This window comes from Pseudoalteromonas sp. XMcav11-Q (assembly GCF_040104525.1).
GTDB lineage: Bacteria > Pseudomonadota > Gammaproteobacteria > Enterobacterales > Alteromonadaceae > Pseudoalteromonas.
The window spans coordinates 163,353-180,336 of record NZ_JBECOX010000003.1 but is presented as its reverse complement, the minus strand read 5'-3'; the positions used below and the strand labels follow the sequence as shown (position 1 = coordinate 180,336).

16 protein-coding genes are annotated in these 16,984 nt (G+C 40.6%); 11 read left to right on the top strand and 5 right to left on the bottom strand.

The window, feature by feature from the left end:
• The first annotated feature begins 348 nt into the window (after positions 1-348).
• Together ABMY45_RS06405 and ABMY45_RS06400 are read left to right on the top strand one after the other, a co-directional pair.
• Positions 349-1,782: a hypothetical protein gene (locus tag ABMY45_RS06405; RefSeq protein ID WP_349288607.1), complete on the top strand. Its 1,434-nt coding sequence runs from the start codon at positions 349-351 to the stop codon at positions 1,780-1,782.
• A 67-nt stretch (positions 1,783-1,849) separates the two neighbouring features.
• Complete coding sequence (locus ABMY45_RS06400; RefSeq protein WP_211867760.1) at positions 1,850-2,380, top strand: hypothetical protein; 531 nt, start codon at positions 1,850-1,852, stop codon at positions 2,378-2,380.
• A 185-nt stretch (positions 2,381-2,565) separates the two neighbouring features.
• On the opposite strand, the gene ABMY45_RS06395 is transcribed toward ABMY45_RS06400, so the two are convergent.
• Positions 2,566-3,822, bottom strand: coding sequence for a flippase (locus ABMY45_RS06395; RefSeq protein ID WP_349288606.1), 1,257 nt, complete (start codon positions 3,820-3,822; stop codon positions 2,566-2,568).
• Complete coding sequence (locus tag ABMY45_RS06390; RefSeq protein WP_206471486.1) at positions 3,819-4,718, bottom strand: hypothetical protein; 900 nt, start codon at positions 4,716-4,718, stop codon at positions 3,819-3,821. Before ABMY45_RS06390 ends, ABMY45_RS06395 begins: the two co-directional genes overlap by 4 nt.
• Positions 4,719-4,917: 199 nt before the next feature.
• Here ABMY45_RS06390 and wecA (ABMY45_RS06385) point away from each other — a divergent pair, with 199 nt between their 5' ends.
• Genes wecA (ABMY45_RS06385) through ABMY45_RS06375 form a run of 3 tightly spaced genes read left to right on the top strand, consistent with a single transcriptional unit; the run spans position 4,918 to position 8,476 of the window.
• A complete protein-coding gene (gene wecA / locus ABMY45_RS06385; RefSeq protein WP_206471485.1) occupies positions 4,918-6,012 on the top strand; it encodes a UDP-N-acetylglucosamine--undecaprenyl-phosphate N-acetylglucosaminephosphotransferase in 1,095 nt (364 codons plus the stop codon).
• Between the two features lie 56 nt (positions 6,013-6,068).
• Entirely contained in the window at positions 6,069-7,331 is a 1,263-nt protein-coding gene (locus tag ABMY45_RS06380; RefSeq protein WP_206471484.1) for an oligosaccharide flippase family protein, read from the top strand.
• Complete coding sequence (locus tag ABMY45_RS06375) at positions 7,328-8,476, top strand: glycosyltransferase family 4 protein (RefSeq protein ID WP_349288605.1); 1,149 nt, start codon at positions 7,328-7,330, stop codon at positions 8,474-8,476. The genes ABMY45_RS06380 and ABMY45_RS06375 overlap by 4 nt, the downstream gene beginning before the upstream one ends.
• A 145-nt stretch (positions 8,477-8,621) precedes the next feature.
• On the opposite strand, the gene pssE is transcribed toward ABMY45_RS06375, so the two are convergent.
• From pssE to wecA (ABMY45_RS06360), 3 genes are read right to left on the bottom strand one after another with little or no spacing between them, the layout of a single operon-like run.
• The gene (pssE, locus tag ABMY45_RS06370) at positions 8,622-9,077 is read right to left on the bottom strand and encodes a PssE/Cps14G family polysaccharide biosynthesis glycosyltransferase (protein ID WP_206471482.1); all 456 of its coding nucleotides are present in this window, start codon (positions 9,075-9,077) and stop codon (positions 8,622-8,624) included.
• Positions 9,074-9,550, bottom strand: coding sequence for a PssD/Cps14F family polysaccharide biosynthesis glycosyltransferase (gene pssD, locus ABMY45_RS06365; RefSeq protein ID WP_206471481.1), 477 nt, complete (start codon positions 9,548-9,550; stop codon positions 9,074-9,076). The genes pssE and pssD overlap by 4 nt, the downstream gene beginning before the upstream one ends.
• 2 nt (positions 9,551-9,552) lie before the next feature.
• Positions 9,553-10,626, bottom strand: coding sequence for a UDP-N-acetylglucosamine--undecaprenyl-phosphate N-acetylglucosaminephosphotransferase (gene wecA / locus ABMY45_RS06360; protein ID WP_320076057.1), 1,074 nt, complete (start codon positions 10,624-10,626; stop codon positions 9,553-9,555).
• A 455-nt stretch (positions 10,627-11,081) separates the two neighbouring features.
• Here wecA (ABMY45_RS06360) and ABMY45_RS06355 point away from each other — a divergent pair, with 455 nt between their 5' ends.
• The 6 genes from ABMY45_RS06355 to ABMY45_RS06330 are packed head-to-tail and all read left to right on the top strand — an operon-like array spanning position 11,082 to position 16,976.
• The gene (locus ABMY45_RS06355; protein ID WP_211867765.1) at positions 11,082-11,999 is read left to right on the top strand and encodes a Wzz/FepE/Etk N-terminal domain-containing protein; all 918 of its coding nucleotides are present in this window, start codon (positions 11,082-11,084) and stop codon (positions 11,997-11,999) included.
• 6 nt (positions 12,000-12,005) lie between these two features.
• Positions 12,006-13,208: a glycosyltransferase family 4 protein gene (locus tag ABMY45_RS06350; protein WP_211867767.1), complete on the top strand. Its 1,203-nt coding sequence runs from the start codon at positions 12,006-12,008 to the stop codon at positions 13,206-13,208.
• Positions 13,198-13,746 (top strand): DapH/DapD/GlmU-related protein, encoded by a 549-nt coding sequence (locus ABMY45_RS06345; protein ID WP_206471478.1) that lies wholly within the window; start codon positions 13,198-13,200, stop codon positions 13,744-13,746. The genes ABMY45_RS06350 and ABMY45_RS06345 overlap by 11 nt, the downstream gene beginning before the upstream one ends.
• Complete coding sequence (locus tag ABMY45_RS06340) at positions 13,746-15,020, top strand: O-antigen ligase family protein (protein ID WP_206471477.1); 1,275 nt, start codon at positions 13,746-13,748, stop codon at positions 15,018-15,020. Before ABMY45_RS06345 ends, ABMY45_RS06340 begins: the two co-directional genes overlap by 1 nt.
• Entirely contained in the window at positions 15,017-15,904 is an 888-nt protein-coding gene (locus ABMY45_RS06335; RefSeq protein WP_206471476.1) for a glycosyltransferase, read from the top strand. Before ABMY45_RS06340 ends, ABMY45_RS06335 begins: the two co-directional genes overlap by 4 nt.
• On the top strand, positions 15,897-16,976 hold the full coding sequence (locus tag ABMY45_RS06330) for a glycosyltransferase family 4 protein (RefSeq protein WP_227387483.1): 1,080 nt from the start codon (positions 15,897-15,899) through the stop codon (positions 16,974-16,976). The genes ABMY45_RS06335 and ABMY45_RS06330 overlap by 8 nt, the downstream gene beginning before the upstream one ends.
• The last annotated feature ends 8 nt before the right edge of the window (positions 16,977-16,984 follow it).

Genomic DNA, 16,984 nt, shown 5'->3' with positions numbered 1-16,984 from the left:
TTAGAGGCCAGTTTATGGTGGCAATAGCTAAAACAACTTTGTGCAGAACAATAAAGCTAAGGCCAAATAAGACTAACATTCGAGTCGTAATAAAATTTTAACCTACAGAGAGTAGGGTCTATTGTTGCGCTTGAGTTTTGACACGAAAAATAAAGAGCGAGTTACTTAAATAACTTGCTGTGTAAAAAGTAAGCAAAACGCGTTGTTTATGTGTTAATTACTTGACATGTATAGATACACGCCTTAAATTTGCAATGCTCCGGCAAAACTCCAGCTGGAAATAATAAATTTGGCTTTATGTATTCATTAGCATAAAGTCAGTTTCATGAAACTAGGAGAATGGAAATAATGAAACTATTCAAAAAAGCACTAGTAGCAACAGCAGTTGTAGGTGCATTCGGTGCGCAAGCAGCGACTATCTCAAGTGATGCGCTTAAAGTATCTTCTGAAGGTATTGCAGCTAAAGTTGCAAGTTCTGCAAGCAAAGTATCTTTTGACATCGTTGTAGATAAAGAGCACCCATCTTCGTCTGTTATCACTTTATCTTTTGATAAGAACGTAGACTTAATGAGCACGCTTGGTTGTACTGGTACAGTTACTCAAACAGTTAGCGGTGGTAAAGCTTTCTGTGGTAGCATCGGTTTTGATTACGGTACAGGTAGCTTTACATTTGATAACGTAACAGTTAAAAATGGTGACGCATCTAAAGGCGAAACTGATTCAATCAGCTTCAAAGTAAACCTAGGTAACCCACTAACAGCTAACTCAGCATTCCGTGTAGTACTAGGTCAGCACGATTTCGATACTACTACAACTGGTACAGATACGGTGCACGTACTAGGTGCTTCAACGCTTTCTTATAAGTCTGAAAAAGCTGATAAGACAGTTATTGAAACAGGTACTGGCGTTCTTGCTGTTGAAGCAAATCAGTTTGCGTTTGACGTAACAACAAAGCTTGACGGTGTTATTGAGCGTAATGACGCGACAGCTTGGAAAACGACTGGCTCTGTAGCTGGTAACGAAGTTGATGAACTTAAGTATACATTCACTAACAAAAGTACACTTCTACGTGCAATCGCTGTAAACAGCGTAGTAGCGAACTTTGCTGGTAACTTTAAAAATGTAGATAACTTCGCTGACGGTGGAGCTTCAGGTCTAGCTTCAGTTAAGGGTACTGTAACAACATCAGCTACTGCACCTTCTACAGATGCAGATAAAGTAACTGTTACTTTCGCTAATACAAACTTCACTGGCGAGCAGAAAGATACGCTATCTTTCACTAACAAGCTTAACGGTGCTGGTACTCCTGTAAAACAATCTATCCCAGTAACTGGTGATGTGACAGGTTCAGTAGTAATTACTGGTACTAACGCAACACTTCCTGCTGGCGGTTTAACTGTCGAAAGCGGCGTAGATGCTGGTAAGTGGGTGATTGATGCAACTATCATCAACGTTCCTTACGTTCCTGTAAACTATGAAGATACTGATACATTCATCCACTTCGCTAATGAAACTAGCAAAGAAGTTGATGTTATTGTTACAGCTATCGACCAAAATGGTGTTGAATACGGTCCACTTAACTACGGTAAACTAGCTGCTAACACAGTAACTAAGCTTCCTGAGCCTAAGATGGACGAAATCTTCAAGCTAAATGGCGCGAAGACAAAACTAAGCGTTACATTTAACATCGATGCTAACAAAGGCGATGTTACTGCTTACGCTGTTAGCCAAAACAGCAAAGGCCGTACAGAGATCTCTACATCTCAACAACGCGGTAACTAATCTTTACGATTAAAAAAAACCCGGCTTTTGCCGGGTTTTTTGTTTTATCAGAACCTGGAGGTAAAGTTTGTACAAACTGACTATTTTTATTGCGTTATTGTTGTCACCACTGCACTCAAAAGCTCATTGTGAATATGACATAAGTTTTCTTACCAATCCCATTAAAAAACAACAGAGTATAAACCTCTCAGATAAAACAACGCTCCATATTCAACAGCAGCTTTCTAAACAGACAGTGAACAATGCTGTCATTGCGAGTAATGTCACATGTCAAGTACTTGAAGGGGCGAGTTTTTCTGGTGATCAAGCAGAGTTCAAAAAGTTACTAAATAATACTGTTCATGGTCTTATTAGTGCTGAGGCTCAGGACTTGAAAGTGACACTTGTTGGTTCTGACGATGCAGTTTATCAAGGAAAGCATCCAAACTTAGAATATACTTTATCAACAACATTAAGTGGAAATGAGCAAATTATTTATAATCTAACTTTTGTGAACAAGCTGAAAAATGAATCTTTGACTGTTTCAGTAAGCGGTAACATTATAAATAAGGAATTATTAGAGAGTGAGTTTACTCGCATATTATCGAGTTTAGAGTAAGCATTGCGAGTTCATGTTGGCTGAGAGTTAACACAATTATTTTATCTAATTGAGCCATCTTTTTGAAAAGTCAAAGAGGTGGTCAATATTAATGTGTGACTTTGCTATCTAGAATTAAAAAAGAAGGCTTGTTAAGTTGCAAAAAGTAAACAGCTTGAATCTGCGGATAAGCGCTCGTATCAAAACTAATGGCTGATGAGGGATTTTAAATAACTACGTGTCGGAGCAAAAAACACCATAAATCCAATACCTGCAACACCATAAGCAACGACACTGGCAATGGCTGCCCCAACACCTCCATAGTGTGGTATCAATAATATATTAAGCAATACATTCACAACCGCCCCCATTAAGTGGCTATGTAGGCTTAACTTGTGATTGTTGGATAAAATCAACCAGCGGCTCATAAACGCACGACTAAAAATAAAGAGGCAGCCAAAAATATGTACCTGCAAAATAGCAATGCTGCTGCGATATGCGTCACCAAACAAGAACAAGATGATTGGCTCTGCAAGCCACAGTGTCAGCGTTATCACTGCGACTGCCGCAACGGTCGAATAAGCGTAAAAGTGTCGCTGTAATCGCCAATACTGAAATTTATTAGCATGATAGAGGCTAACGAGCCTAGGCATAAATACATTAGCAATTAACACAGGTAAGACATACCAAAACTCAGAAAGCTTCGCCGCAGCGGCATAATAAGCCACTTCCTGATCGCCTATCATACTTGCCAGCATGACTTGATCGATTTTTAAATACATCACGGCGGCAAGACTTGAAAGTAGTAACCACTTTCCTCGGTGAAGTAAGATACCTGCACCTTTGTACATGCGTTTGGCTGTATTAAGTTGTACTTTTTTTAAAGGTGGCTGGCGGCGCAGCAAAAACAGATACGCCATTGCCAGCAGTGCATATTCGGCACCGCTCAAGAGCACCCAAATCACAATCGGCGATTCCCATAGGATTGCTAATATAAGTGCGAGTTTACAGCTAAGCTTTATTAGCAGTCGTGGAACAAGCGTTGTTGCTACTTCCTGCTTAGCGATGAAGAAAAATTCAATAACGGTAGCGGCATTACCTACTTGCAATGCCACGAGCAATGCCACTAGAGCGGCCTCAGTTGAGTCGAGCGCGAGTAACCCGCATAAATAGGCGAGTGGAATGATAGCAACTGAAAATACGAGCCGAACCCCAATGGCTGCAAATAGATAAAACGCTGTATTATTAGGGTAGAGGGTAAAGTATTTGCTGCTGACGTTGTTTAACCCCATTTGGGTAAACACTAAAAACAACGAACCAAAAGCGACAATACTGGAAAATTGACCAAAAAGTTCAGCGCCCGCATATCTCGCCATTAATAGGGCGCTGGCAAAACTAAAAAATAAGACGGTGAAACGTTCAACTACTAATAGCGAGCTATTAATGAGTAGTTTACGCTTCACTCAAATTTCTCCCTTGCCACGTCAATATTTATTTTCTCTTGCTCACACAGTTTAGTTAGGTGGGTTTTGATTTTTTTAGAATTAAAATACTCAGATAGGATGTCTACCGTGTGTTGATTTGCACTACTCACCTGAGCCTGGGTTGAGTTTTGCTGTTCAATAGCGAGCTGACGGCTAAACTTATGTTCAAATCGCTGTCTAAAACTGGCAAGGTTATCAAGAAAGCCAACGAGTGCGAATAATTCTAAATTTTCTATGAATAGATTGTGATTATCCTTCGCTTCAGCCATCGATTTTGGGTAATGCCCGTAAATAAAGGCACTCTGTGTGTTTGCCATTTGCCAACCCCTTTCGCCAAAGATGATGGCATCGGCTTCTGCGATTAAGTCATCTGTTGGGTGGTTGGTTGGCGGCATTATCTTTAAATTATTCGTAAGCTTATTAAAGATATAATTTGATTTTAGTCTAGCTACCGGATCTCTAAGTACAGTGATGAATTGTACTTGGCGATATTCATCTAAAATCGCTCTGTTGAGCCCCCAATGGCCGCTAATATAACCACGCTCAAGAGAGAGAAAATAGCGCATTAAGCCTTGGAGTTGAGTGAGGTGATGATGTCCAAATTCGCATTGGTCTTCAAGTGTGTTGATGTCTCTGCCAAAACTTCCAATGCTCGCCGCGATACTTGTATCTCTACATAAACGGTTGTCAGAAGGCGTGGCCAATGCTTTTCGCAGGGCATGATCAATGGCGCTGCCACCACATTTTCCAATATGAACAAATGCTGCTCGTTGTTGTATTGGCGTATTAGTAACAGGCGTAACGGTAAGGTGATAGCCAAAATGGTTGGCGGCATTTCTGACAAGCTGTTTCAGCATAATTAGGAATAACAACATTAAATTTTTCGCTATTCTACCACTTTAGGCGTCAAGCAGAAATAGCCAGTCTCCAACTGGATACTTTCCATTTAAGGATTTTTTTATACAAATTTGAGACATTCTACATAAGTGACTCTTATAAGCGCTTGCTATATAATGCGTCCTTGCTTGCGCCTATCCGGCAAGTGATGAATTATTCTCATATAGGTCATTTTAAGTGGTATTAAGTAACATTATCATTTTTTTTGCAGCTTTTCTTAGTCTGTTTTTTTTCAGAAAGCTGGCAAAAATTATCAATTTAGTTGACGCGCCAAATGAGCGAAAAAATCATAAAGGTCGCATCCCTTTAGTAGGGGGAGTTGCTATTTTCGTTATTGTGTTTTGTTACTTGTGGCTATCTGGCAATGGTATGACCAATGTAGATGTTTATCTTATTTGCGCCGTTAGCTTACTTATCATTGGTGTTATTGACGATTTAATTGACGTTTCATTTAAGTTGCGCCTGATTGTGCAAGCTGGTGTCGCCTTTACGATGATTTTCTTTGCTGATTTAATGCTCTCTCAGGTTGGTCAGTTACTTGGATCTTTTGCTCTTAATATTGGCACGTTTGGAGTAGCTGCTACGGTGATTGCTGTCGTTGGAGCCATCAACGCATTTAATATGGTCGATGGTATCGATGGCTTGTTAGGTGGGCTGGCGACGGTCTCCTTTAGTTCCATGGCTGCGTTGTTTTATCTTGCAGGACTTACTGAACTATTTGCATTTTCTATCGCGATTGTGGTGGCGACATTACCTTATATTTTAATGAATTTAGGGATCCCATTAGGTCGAAGATTCAAAGTATTTATGGGCGATGCCGGTAGTACGGTGATTGGTTTTACTGTGGTTTGGCTGCTACTTGAGGGATCTCAAGGCGAGATTATCGCCATCAATCCAGTGACCGCGTTGTGGATTGCTGCAATCCCGATCATGGATGCTATCTCCACCATAATGAGAAGAATTAAAAAAGGGCAGTCGCCTTTTAAACCAGATCGTGAGCATCTGCATCATATTTTACAACGACTAGGTGTTGGACCAAAAATGACTCTGCTTGTTATTTGTTCAATTGCTAGTCTCTTTGCGCTCATTGGTATACTCGCCCAACTTAATGAGATCCCTGATTACTTCATGTTTTATGGCTTTATTCTTTGCCAGGTAGTTTACAACCAAATTATGCTCAATATTTGGAAGTTAACTGTATTTGCACGCAAACTATTAGGTATTTCGCAAAAACAAGAACAAAACGAAAGTGAAGAAAGCACTGGGCTGTAAGGCTAATTACAGGCTTTCTCCACTGGCTTCTTTTCTGAACGAAAAATAGAACGACTATGCTACAAAAACTAATTCGTCAGGCGGGGATCCTGTTAGGTGGTAACCTATCAGCGTCTATTCTTAACTTTTTATCCGTTGCCATCTCATTAAAAGCCCTAGGGGTTAAATCCTTTGGTGAAGTGACCTTATTGCAAGCATACATATTGGTTATTAGCTTGTGCTTCAACCCTCAGGCATGGCAGGGATTGATACGTTATTTTAGCCTCGAAAGCGATAAAGCAAGATTAATTGTAGCAACGCTCAAATATGATTTTTTGTGTGCGGTTGCAGGTACGGGGATCGCTGTTCTATTTGCTGAGCTCTACGCTGCTAGCTTTGGGCTTGGTGAGTACAGCGAGTTACTAAAGTGGTGTTCGATATATATATTGCTAAACCAAACCAGTGTCGCAATTGGTATACTACGCTACCAAGAGCGTTATAAAGCGTTAGCGTTACAGAGCGTGATTAGTGCAGTACTCTTTTTTGCCTGTGCCTTAGTTGGCTATTGGAAAAACTTAACGGTGAGTTTTTACGTTGCAACCTATCTCATCACCTTAGGGTTGGGCGTCGTTTTTATTCAGTGCTTATGCTTGAGCCAAGTGGTTTCTTTATTAAAGAACAAAGAGAGTACAATCGAAGCGCTCTCTCTGGCGCGAATAAAAGAGTTCACACGCTTCAATTTCACTGTTCATATGACTGCACTGGCAGATATCCCTGTCAAACAGCTCGATAATATCTTAGTGGGTGCGGTGGTATCTGTAGGAGCCGCAGGCGCTTATCGCGTGATAAAACAAATCGCGACGATTTCAACAAAAGTGACAGGTCCCTTGAATCAAGTGCTGTACCCTGAAGTGAATGCGTTATTAGCAAAGAAAGCTTATAGCAAAGTTAAAGGCGCAATGCAGAAAATCATCCTGCTTTTACTCCTCCCTTCTTTGGTTGTTGTCGCGTTGGCAAGTTTTACGACAAATTATTGGATACCGGCAATCTTTTCAGAAGAGTTACTGGCTTATCAGTGGCATATTATTACGTTTTTGTTTATTCACGCGGTTGCGACGGCTTTTACACCAATACATCCGATATTCTTAGCATTAGGGTATGTGAAGCGGTTATTTATGATCACGCTTTTCTCTAATATCATATTATGTATAGGTATTTTAATACTAGGTACACAGATTGAGTTGTGGGGCGTGGTGATCTCGATTTTTATTCAGTATTTACTGACAATTATATGCAAGTTACCGCTGATTTTAACGCGACTAGCAAAGGAACATTCATGAAAGTACTTCACTGCATACCCAATTTTTCAATAACGACGGAAACCTTTATTTATGATCAGGTTGTTGCGATTGAGCAAAGTGGCGTACAGTCTGCGATCCTAACTGCAAATAGAATGAATGAAACGAGTCGCCCATTTGATAAAGTTTACCTATCACCAATCAAGTCAGTCATTAATGAGCGAGTGACACAAGCACTTGCACTTAGGTTGCAGTTGTTGCCTTACATGATTGATTACAAAACTTGGGCGCGCGTAATAGATGAATTTAAACCTGATGTGATCCATTGCCATACTGGGAATGCAGTAAAAATTTGGATGCACGTGAGTGATAAACTGGGTATTAAGATCCCCACGCTTGCATCATTACATGGCTCTGATGTAAACAGTGAACCTTTGATCAGACCTAAGTATCGTGCTGTTCTTGCTGCAGCGGGAAAGAAAGACTTTATTCAATGGACAGTTCCTTCGGAATTTTTAAAGCATAAAACAACGCTAAATCTAAGCGTCCCCGCCGCTAAAATTAAAGTGGTTCATAATGCTTTCAATCCGATGTTTTTGAGCGAAAAAGCGAAGGTTACATTCGATAATTTACGCATTATTTCTGTCGGTCGTTTTATAAATTGTAAAGGGCATCAATTCCTCATTGATGCTTTTTCCATACTGCTGCCCCAATTTCCTGATGCAACATTAACTTTAGTTGGAGGCGGGGCACTTGAGGAGCAACTCAAAGCGCAGGTTCAACAACTAGGTATGAGTGAGCAAGTACATTTTATCGATAAGGTAGAGCACGTTAAGTTGCCATCTTTACTTGCATCACATAATGTCTATGTGCAGCCTTCAATTCGCGACGAAGTAACATTTCAAGAAGAATCATTTGGTGTTGCCGCTTTAGAGGCAATGGCGACCGGGTTACCTACTGTTGTTTCAGATTGTGGCGGGTTAACCGAGCTGGCAGGACTGACAAACACAGCTGCGGTGAAAGTAGCAGAGCAAAAGAATGCAAAATCCATTGCGGCTGCAATCAGTCATTTATTTGAAAATCGAGCGACACTTACAGAAACTGAACGTGCTGAGGTCGGCCATTTATTTTCGTCAGAAATGAATACGGCTGCAATCTTAGAGAGTTATAGTAGTTTAATCAGCTAAATAACGCTTTGGCATCCTTTTATCGTTAATATAGCGAAAGCTCCTTCCGAGCGAGCTGTAAAATCTCTCGGAAGCTTTGTACTCGTAAGAAGCCTGTCCAACAAATTCAGGGGGTTGTGAATATACAATCCATAGCTTATGAGTTTTATGGTTGTGAAAAGAGTCGCACTAAGTCTTCAGCCAGAAAAAAAGGTTCTTTTACATAAGCCGAAGGCTGGTAATTACTCGCACCATTGATGAGCTGAGCAATCGAGTCTATTTGTGTGCAAACCATTGCATAATTATGCTTGTCGACATAGTCTGCTAAATCTGATTGATGCTTATCAACTCTTCCGAAGTTAGGAACAATAATGCACTTCTTACCTATTTCCAATAATTCGAACACGGTTCCTGCCCCAGCATGTGTGATGATAAGATCGGCATCTTTTAATGTGTTTGAAAAGTGGTTCGAAAACCCGAAATACTCACCATTACGTGGCTGAAAGTCACCTTTGCCTATCTGAAAAGTGAAATGGTGTTGGGGGAAAGTTTGCGCAGCCTCATCGACAGCTTTAACCAATGTATCAAATGAAGAAGAACCAACCGTTACTAATATTTTCATAGTCTTCCGCAGTACCTTGCATTCTTATATAGCGCTAACTGCTGTTTGTTTTGCACCCAAAACTCATGGCATAACTTGGACATTACCCTGCCGGTGAAGGAACGGGTGTAAAAGCGGCAAAACGTTTCAACAAATACCACTTTCTTGCCGAACAGCCGTAAAACAATGGACGGAAGTATAGCGATACCAGGGCCGGTAGAGATAATGCCGGTTACTTTGTATTGGCGGCAGACTTGTAGAGTCGTAGTTAGCGCCTTAATTGAACCGTAAATAGCCATTCCAACGGATTTAATGCGGCTTTGCTTATGACGTACATCACCAAGCGTAAAATGCGTGATGGACTGGTGAATTGGTGTAGGCCCCAATGAAACGAAATTGAGTTCGGATCCTACTATATGATCTAACAGAAGGGTCATTTCTTTTTTATGCCCTCCTTCGCCATAAGCTAGGATAACTACGGGTTGCTTTGACATATTTACTGCTTTTTATTTAGTTTTGTAGTGATTCCAAAATATTTGCGTATCTTAACAGTTACTCGCCAGATCCGGCTCATTATATAGAAATAGACGAGATTGATCACGACGAAACTCCAAAACATCACATAATTTGGAACGCCTATAAACTCAGCGACAACACCAACTGTGGCAAACAGTAAAGCGATAAAACAAATAGTTAATAGTGCCTGTCTAGAAGACAAACCTAATCGCATGATAATGTGGTGTAAGTGCTCTCTGTCAGGCATAAAAGGTGACTGGCCCTTTTTTATTCGCCTTATAATAGTAGAAAGTGCATCCATAATAGGAATTGCGGCAATCCAAAGCCCTGTTACAGCACTAAATGAACGAGTTTCGCCTTGCGAGCCTTCTATCAACATCCATACGATAGAAAAGCCTATGACTGTACTGCCAGCATCACCCATAAATACTTTAAACCTTTGTCCAAAGGGGACACCAACATTCATTAAAATATAGGGGATAGTTGCAATAACGATCACAAATGAAAAAGACAACAGCTGAGTGTGGCCAGACATTAGAAAGAGCACCGACATTGCGCCAAATGTAACGGTTGCCATTCCTCCAAGCAAACCATCTATCCCATCTACCATATTAAATGCGTTGATTGCACCAATGACGGCAATAAAGGTAAGCAGATAACCAAGAAAAGGAATGCTGACATCGGAGGGTCCGAAAAGTGAACCCAGATCAATCAAAATGAGATCGGCGTTTATCATCATAATCAGAGACATCAGTGCTTGGATAAGCAGCCTGAGTTTAAAACTTAAGTCTTTTAGGTCGTCCCACACACCTATCAGCAACAAGAAGCCAGCACAACATAAATAAATATATGAATGAGATAAAGTGTTAGGAAAAACATATAAGTAGCTAAAGACTACAACAAAAATAGACAAACCACCGACCAAAGGCACCGTACCAGAGTGTACCTTTCTTTCATTCGGTGTATCGACAAGATTGATCACCTTTGCCAGTTTTCTGAACAAAAACAGACTAATGAATGTAGCAAAAAAGACGCTTATATTATTTATTATCACTTCAAACAGTGCCTAAAATTAGATTGAACCAAAAAGTAGCCGATATCAAAGCGCAAACCAGAGCGTGTCTATAAACATAATTTATCTAATAAAAAGTCATGCAAACGAGCTATGTTAACGCATTGCCAGCGTTTAGTCACATTCGTCTATCAATGCTGGCTAAATTAGTAGTTAGGATACACGAATAATGTAGCCTCTTTCGTTTCTTTTTGTAAATAATAACCCATAAAATACACTCGCTTTTTAAGCAACTGTTACTGCTAGAGCAAAGTTGACCAAAAGTAAGGTATTCCGACAGGCTTTAGTTACCGATATGTGGGCCTTGCTGTAGGTGGATTGTCGCTTTTAATGGGTTGCATTTGGCTACAATTTAACGCTAAAAATACTATTTTAATAAACATTTCGTTTGCTATAATGCCCACCTTTTAGTTAGTCAAAGCTGGTTGAGAAACTCCATGGAAAGTAATGTTGTAGCCGCAGAACAGAGTATAAACTTCACATTTGCTAAGTTAATGAAATACAAATGGGTCGTTATTGTTGGAACACTGCTTTCAGCCGCACTCTCCGTATTTGTAGCGATGGAACAACCCAATAAATATACCGCTAAAGTTTACTTAGTACCATCTAACGCCAAAGAAGGCGGAGGACTATCTAAGCTGGCTGGTCAGTTCGGTGGTCTAGCTAGTATGGCGGGAATTTCTCTTGGTGGCTCAGAAGGAAATGATGTTGATGCAGCGATTGAATTTATGAAAAGTCGCGGCTTTTTGCAGCCATTTATTGACAAGCGTACCTTATTACCTGAAATTCTCGCACTTGAGAAATGGGATTCAAATAATAACGGCTATATCTACAACCCTGAGCTTTACGATGTTGAAACAAAAACTTGGGTAAGAAGCGCCCCTCCTGGCAAACAAGTTATTCCATCAGCATGGGAAGGTTATATTTCTCTGTTAGGCAGCATAGATGTTTTGTATATGAAGAAAAAAGGTCTGGTAGAGCTAAAAGTCACTACCCTAGCACCTGAGTTATCAGTGAATATAACCAACTGGCTTGTTGAAGATATAAATGAATTTTGGCGTACAAAAGACAAGCACGAAGCTGAAGAGGCGATAGAGTATTTAAAACAAAAAGCCGCAGAAACCAGCGTTGCAGAGCTACGTACTGTATTTTACGAGTTAATAGCAGAACAAACCCGTTCAAAATTATTATCGTCTATTGGTGACTATCACTTGGTAAAACCTTTGTCTCCTGTTATCTATCCTGAAGAAAAATCGGGGCCATCACGTGCGCTGATCTGTTTAGGAATTACCTTTATCGGTGGCTTATTGTCTTTGATTGTTGCATTTATTTTAGCGCTTAGATCTAAGGCGTAGTTGGTTATGACAATTACCTCATCTAGAAAACCGTGTGTACTGCTGACAAGTAACCAATATAAGCCAAACATAGGTGGGATTGAAAACTCGCTCTACCATCTTTCTCAAGAATATATCCAGTTAGGATATGAGGTTATTATCGTTACCAGCGACTTAAACCCAGACAACAAGTCACTACCGGACGTCGAAGTTGAAGATGGCGTAACTATTTATCGATATAAAACTGGCCGTGATCAAGGGGTTGGACGAGGGATAAAGCATATTCGCAATGCTATTTCACTTTATAAAACCGTACTAAAAAAACATGACCCAGAGCTTGCGGTTTGTCGTTTTCACTTCAATGTGGTGTACCTAAAGGCACTAGGGTATCAAAACCTTGTATATTTAGTGCCTGGTGTAGTGGAAAACGAGACCAAGGCCAGTTTACGACAGCAAACTACTTTTCTAGGAAAAGTGAAAGGTTCGTTGTCTTTTTCCTTGCATAAATTAATGCAGCGCTGGGCATTTTCTTGCTCTGACAAGCTATTTGTATTTAGTGAAAATATGTTGCAGCAAGTCAGAAAAATTAACAAGGATAAAGCCATCAGAACGTGTAAACCAGGCGTTAGCTTATCACGCTTTAGCCTGGTTTCTCGAAGCGAAAAGCACCAATTAAGAGAACGATTAGGTGTTGCTGATAATGGTAAAGTGTTTTTATGTATTGGCCGGTTTGTAAAGGCCAAAGGCTTTGATACGGCAATTGAAGCATTAAAGTTGCTAGACGGTGATGCAACGTTGTGGTTATTGGGCGAGGGAACTGAAGAACAAGAGCTTCGCGCGTTATGTAACCGCCTTAATGTGGACGCCAAAGTTAAGTTTTTAGGACGCCAAAGTTGCCCTGAGGAATATTATAAGGCTGCTGACTTTTTTATTATGTCATCAACTTATGAGCCGCTTGGACAAACCATTCTAGAAGCCTTATCTTGCGGCTTACCGATAGTGGGAGCTTGTGCAAGTGACAAGGTGATAACAGCCACAAGTGAGATCCTATCATCTACTAACAATATACTACTCGACGCACACTCAGCAGAGTCGTTTGCCGAAGGGATGAAAACCCTTATGGCGCTTGAAGATAGTGACTATGCTCTGTTGCAACAGCAAAATAGAACGTTAGCAGAGCAAAAATTTAGTTGGAATAAACTGGCTAGGGAGTTAGCAAGTGAAGACTAAATTACAATACCTAATATTGAAAATTGCGAATCGCTTTATTAGATCCACGTTGTTGCAGGAGAAAGTTGATAAGTTAGGTTATACGCTGATTATCGATAAGTACCGTGCTCAGGGTGCTGAAATTGGTGAAAACACCATCATTATTGATACCAAACTATCTTCATCTAGTAAGGGGGATCGTTTTTTTATTGGTCGAGATTGTACTATTACAGGGGCAACGTTACTCGGTCATGATGCTTCTCCAACGCTTTTTATTAAAGAGCTTGTTATTCATCCTGAAAGTTATAAAAAAGGCTCAAGGCGCTCGTATCGGTCGCCAATCACAATAGGCGATAATGTATTTATTGGTTGGGGGAGTATCGTTTTACCCGGTGTGAACATTGGCAATAATTGTGTTATTGGCGCAGGCAGTGTTGTAACGAAAGACATTCCAGAGGGCATGGTAGCAGCGGGCAACCCTGCTAAAGTGATAAAAGCCACAGCAGAATATGTGAGCACATATAGAGCTAAGCTCGAAAAAGAACCCGGTAATTTCTGATGTTAAAGCAGTTTTTTGTCAGTAATGAAGCCCCATCTCTAGCGCATAAGTTGTGCTTGCTGATGATGAGCGTCTACTTACTTGCGGATATTGCTGCGGGCTTTACGGTGATCCAGCTTGGTCTCAACCTTAAGCTGTCGCTACTATATAAACTGCCATTAACAGTCTTGATTTTAGTGCTAGTGTTACTGCTGGACGCTAGGTATTTTGTTGCTTTACTCTCTTTGCTGGCAATACTCCTTATAGGTCCTATTTTTCAGCTTGCCAATGAAGCAGATGGCGGCGCGTTCATTAATGACTTTTCAAATGTATACAAGATGCTTATGCCGATATCCATTTTTGTGTACTTTGGCCTGTTGTCAACACGTTGGAAGTCATTCACTGCCAAGTGGTTAGAAAAGATCCTACTTACCAACTTTGCAATATTGTGCTTTAACCTATTACTCGGAGCGCTTGGTTTTGGCCGCTCCAGTTATGAACTCAGAGATGGCGAAACAGCAGGTTCCAATGGTTATATTTATGCCGCAAATGAGTTAGGTGCAACAATGGTGGTGTTGTTTTCTTTTGTACTGCATATTGGTTGGAACAACTATCGTCGCTGGTATCCCGTACTTTCGTTGTTTACTGTGCTTTGTGGTTTACTGGTGGCAACCAAAACAGCGATGCTTGCAGCGGCATTACTGGTTTTTGTTATTCCGTTGGCCAATGAAAGAGAGCGCTTTTTTAAGATGACAAAGCTTAAGCTCTATATGCTGGTTCCTATGACTATAGGTGTTGTTATTATTGCACTGGTTATTACCGACTTACTTGAAGCACTAGGCTTGTATGATCGCTTTATGTGGGTGCTCAGTCAAAAAGGAATATTAGGTATTGTATTATCCGGCCGAGACGAATATGCACGAGATTTGTTGGTCGTCTATGTTGACTATTTAGCGTTCTGGCAGCAGGCTATTGGAGTCGGAACCGCTGGTATTGCAGAGTATCTTCCCATTAAGTATGCTGCCGAAATTGATGCGGTGGACGTACTGGCCTATTTTGGCTTTTTTGGGTTACTAATTTGCTTTGCCTTTTATATATTAACGTTCGTTAAGGCTGCCTCACAGTTTGTTAAATGTAATGCTGTTTACAGTCCAAGTGTTGTTGTTGGTACATTTATTTTGCTATTTTTAGCACAATTAAGTGGTCATGTTTGGATTTCTGGTACGCTAGGGATATCATTTGGGTGTTTTGTTTCATTATTATGGGTTGATAATGAGAAAAGGAGTAACTCGTGAATTCATCTTTACCCCTAGTTACTGTGTGGATCCCAACTTGTAATCGACTATCATTGCTGAAGCGAGCGGTAAAGTCGGTACAAAATCAAACATACAAAAATTTAGAGTTGTTTATAGTTGATAATGGTTCGACGGATGGAACCGTAGAATATTTGCAACAACTCAGTGCGCAGGACTCGCGAGTTAAAATCCACTGCTTTGACACTAATCAGGGTGCTTGCCGAGCGAGAAACTATGCGATTCAGCACGCTCATGGGGTGTATGCAACGGGGCTTGACGATGATGATGAGTTTTTACCTAATAGAATTGCAGAGTTGGTTGAGGCTTTTGACGAGCGTTATGCTTTTGTTTGTAGTGGCTACATTTGGGATTATGGCAAAATTCAGCGTTCTCTTTTGGATTCAAATTTAATCATTGGGATAGACGCTCAACTCAATTTTAATCAAGCGTCAAACCAAGTGCTAACTAAGCGTGAGAGACTGGTAGAGGCAGGATTATTTGATGAGTCGATAGTGTCATCACAAGATTGGGAATTGTGGACGAGAATGATACTGAAATATGGAGCAGGCAAAAGGATCAGCACACCTTCATATATAGTTCATACAGCACATGATAAACCCAGAATTACCGATAGTCTTAATAATCGTATGGTTGGATTTCAGCAGTTTTATGAGCGCTATGGGTATTTAATGTCGAAGTCAAACAAGAAGTGTTTTGACTTTTTGATGCATTACAGTGAAGGCCGTAAAGTCGGCTTTGTTACTGTGATAAAGTTTTTTACTCCTGCTATTGCCACTAAATTGCTTAGAGCTTGGTTGGCCTCGTTATTTCCCAAGCTTGCTAGAAAACGCTTAGAACTCTTTAAAAGGGATGAAAGTGAGTAGAATTTGTTTTATCGCAAACTTATTTCCTTCTAAAAAGGACCCTTCGTTTGGTAGCTTTGTCGGGAAAAACTATGAGCAATTGGAGGCTCAGGGAAATCAAATAGTAAATAAAGTCGTGATTGACTATAGAGCTTCAGGTTTTGAGAAGTTGCTTTGTTACGCCAGGTTTGTTGCTCAGGGCATAAGGGCGATTGCCAAGCGTAACTACGATTATATTTACTTTCACTATCTAACTTATTCAACGCTATGCCTGTTGCCTTTTCTGCTACTTAGTCGACCCAAGTATGTAGTGAATATTCACGGTGATGATCTGGTTGGGGACACTCCCATACACAAGATTATGGGCTTTGCATCATCGCTGATATTAAAGCGCAGTGCTGCCGTTGTCGTACCCTCTTCATACTTTAAAGCTAAGTTGCTTGAATTATATCCTTGGTATCAAGAAAGCAAAATTGTCGTTTCGCCCTCAGGCGGTGTTGACTTTGAGCTGTTTAAGCCGACGGTTATGCCATCTGAAGTCGGATTCACACTTGGGTATGTATCACGGATAGATGAAGGAAAAGGGTGGCAAGAGTTGCTTGAAGCACTTGCCATCATTAAAGCTGCAAACCCTGAGCTGCTTAGTGGTTTTAGTTTAAAAATGTATGGTACCGGTGCACAGGTTCCCGCTTTGCAAGAGCAAATTGCTAAGCTTGAATTAGCATCACTCGTTCGCTATTTCGGTGCCTTAAAACCACATGAACTGGTAGACAAGTATAGTGAGATGAATGCGTTTATTTTTCCAACTCATAGAGAAAGCTTTGGTTTGGTTGCTGTTGAAGCGCTGGCATGTGGCACGCCCGTTTTGGCGTCAAATATTAGTCCGGTCAATGAAGTTGTGATTGACGGTAAAAATGGACTACTTTTTGATGTGAAGAACAAAGAGTCAATTGCGGATAAAATAGTACAGATACTAACAATGAGCCCTCAAGAGTATGATGCGCTTAGCTCAAATACACGGAGCTCTGTTAAACATTACGATGCCAATCAAGTAGCGCAACAGTTAGACGTTGAGTTAAAAACACGGGTTTAAGTTTAGGA

Bases quoted from the DNA above. Each gene is read 5' to 3' on its own strand.
- pssD (WP_206471481.1), bottom strand. From the start codon at position 9,550: ATGTCAAAGCAACCCGTAGTTATCCTAGCTTATGGCGAAGGAGGGCAT.
- ABMY45_RS06405 (WP_349288607.1), top strand. From the start codon at position 349: ATGAAACTATTCAAAAAAGCACTAGTAGCAACAGCAGTTGTAGGTGCA.
- ABMY45_RS06380 (WP_206471484.1), top strand. From the start codon at position 6,069: ATGCTACAAAAACTAATTCGTCAGGCGGGGATCCTGTTAGGTGGTAAC.
- ABMY45_RS06375 (WP_349288605.1), top strand. From the start codon at position 7,328: ATGAAAGTACTTCACTGCATACCCAATTTTTCAATAACGACGGAAACC.
- ABMY45_RS06355 (WP_211867765.1), top strand. From the start codon at position 11,082: ATGGAAAGTAATGTTGTAGCCGCAGAACAGAGTATAAACTTCACATTT.
- ABMY45_RS06350 (WP_211867767.1), top strand. From the start codon at position 12,006: ATGACAATTACCTCATCTAGAAAACCGTGTGTACTGCTGACAAGTAAC.
- ABMY45_RS06340 (WP_206471477.1), top strand. From the start codon at position 13,746: ATGTTAAAGCAGTTTTTTGTCAGTAATGAAGCCCCATCTCTAGCGCAT.
- ABMY45_RS06390 (WP_206471486.1), bottom strand. From the start codon at position 4,718: ATGTTGTTATTCCTAATTATGCTGAAACAGCTTGTCAGAAATGCCGCC.
- pssE (WP_206471482.1), bottom strand. From the start codon at position 9,077: ATGAAAATATTAGTAACGGTTGGTTCTTCTTCATTTGATACATTGGTT.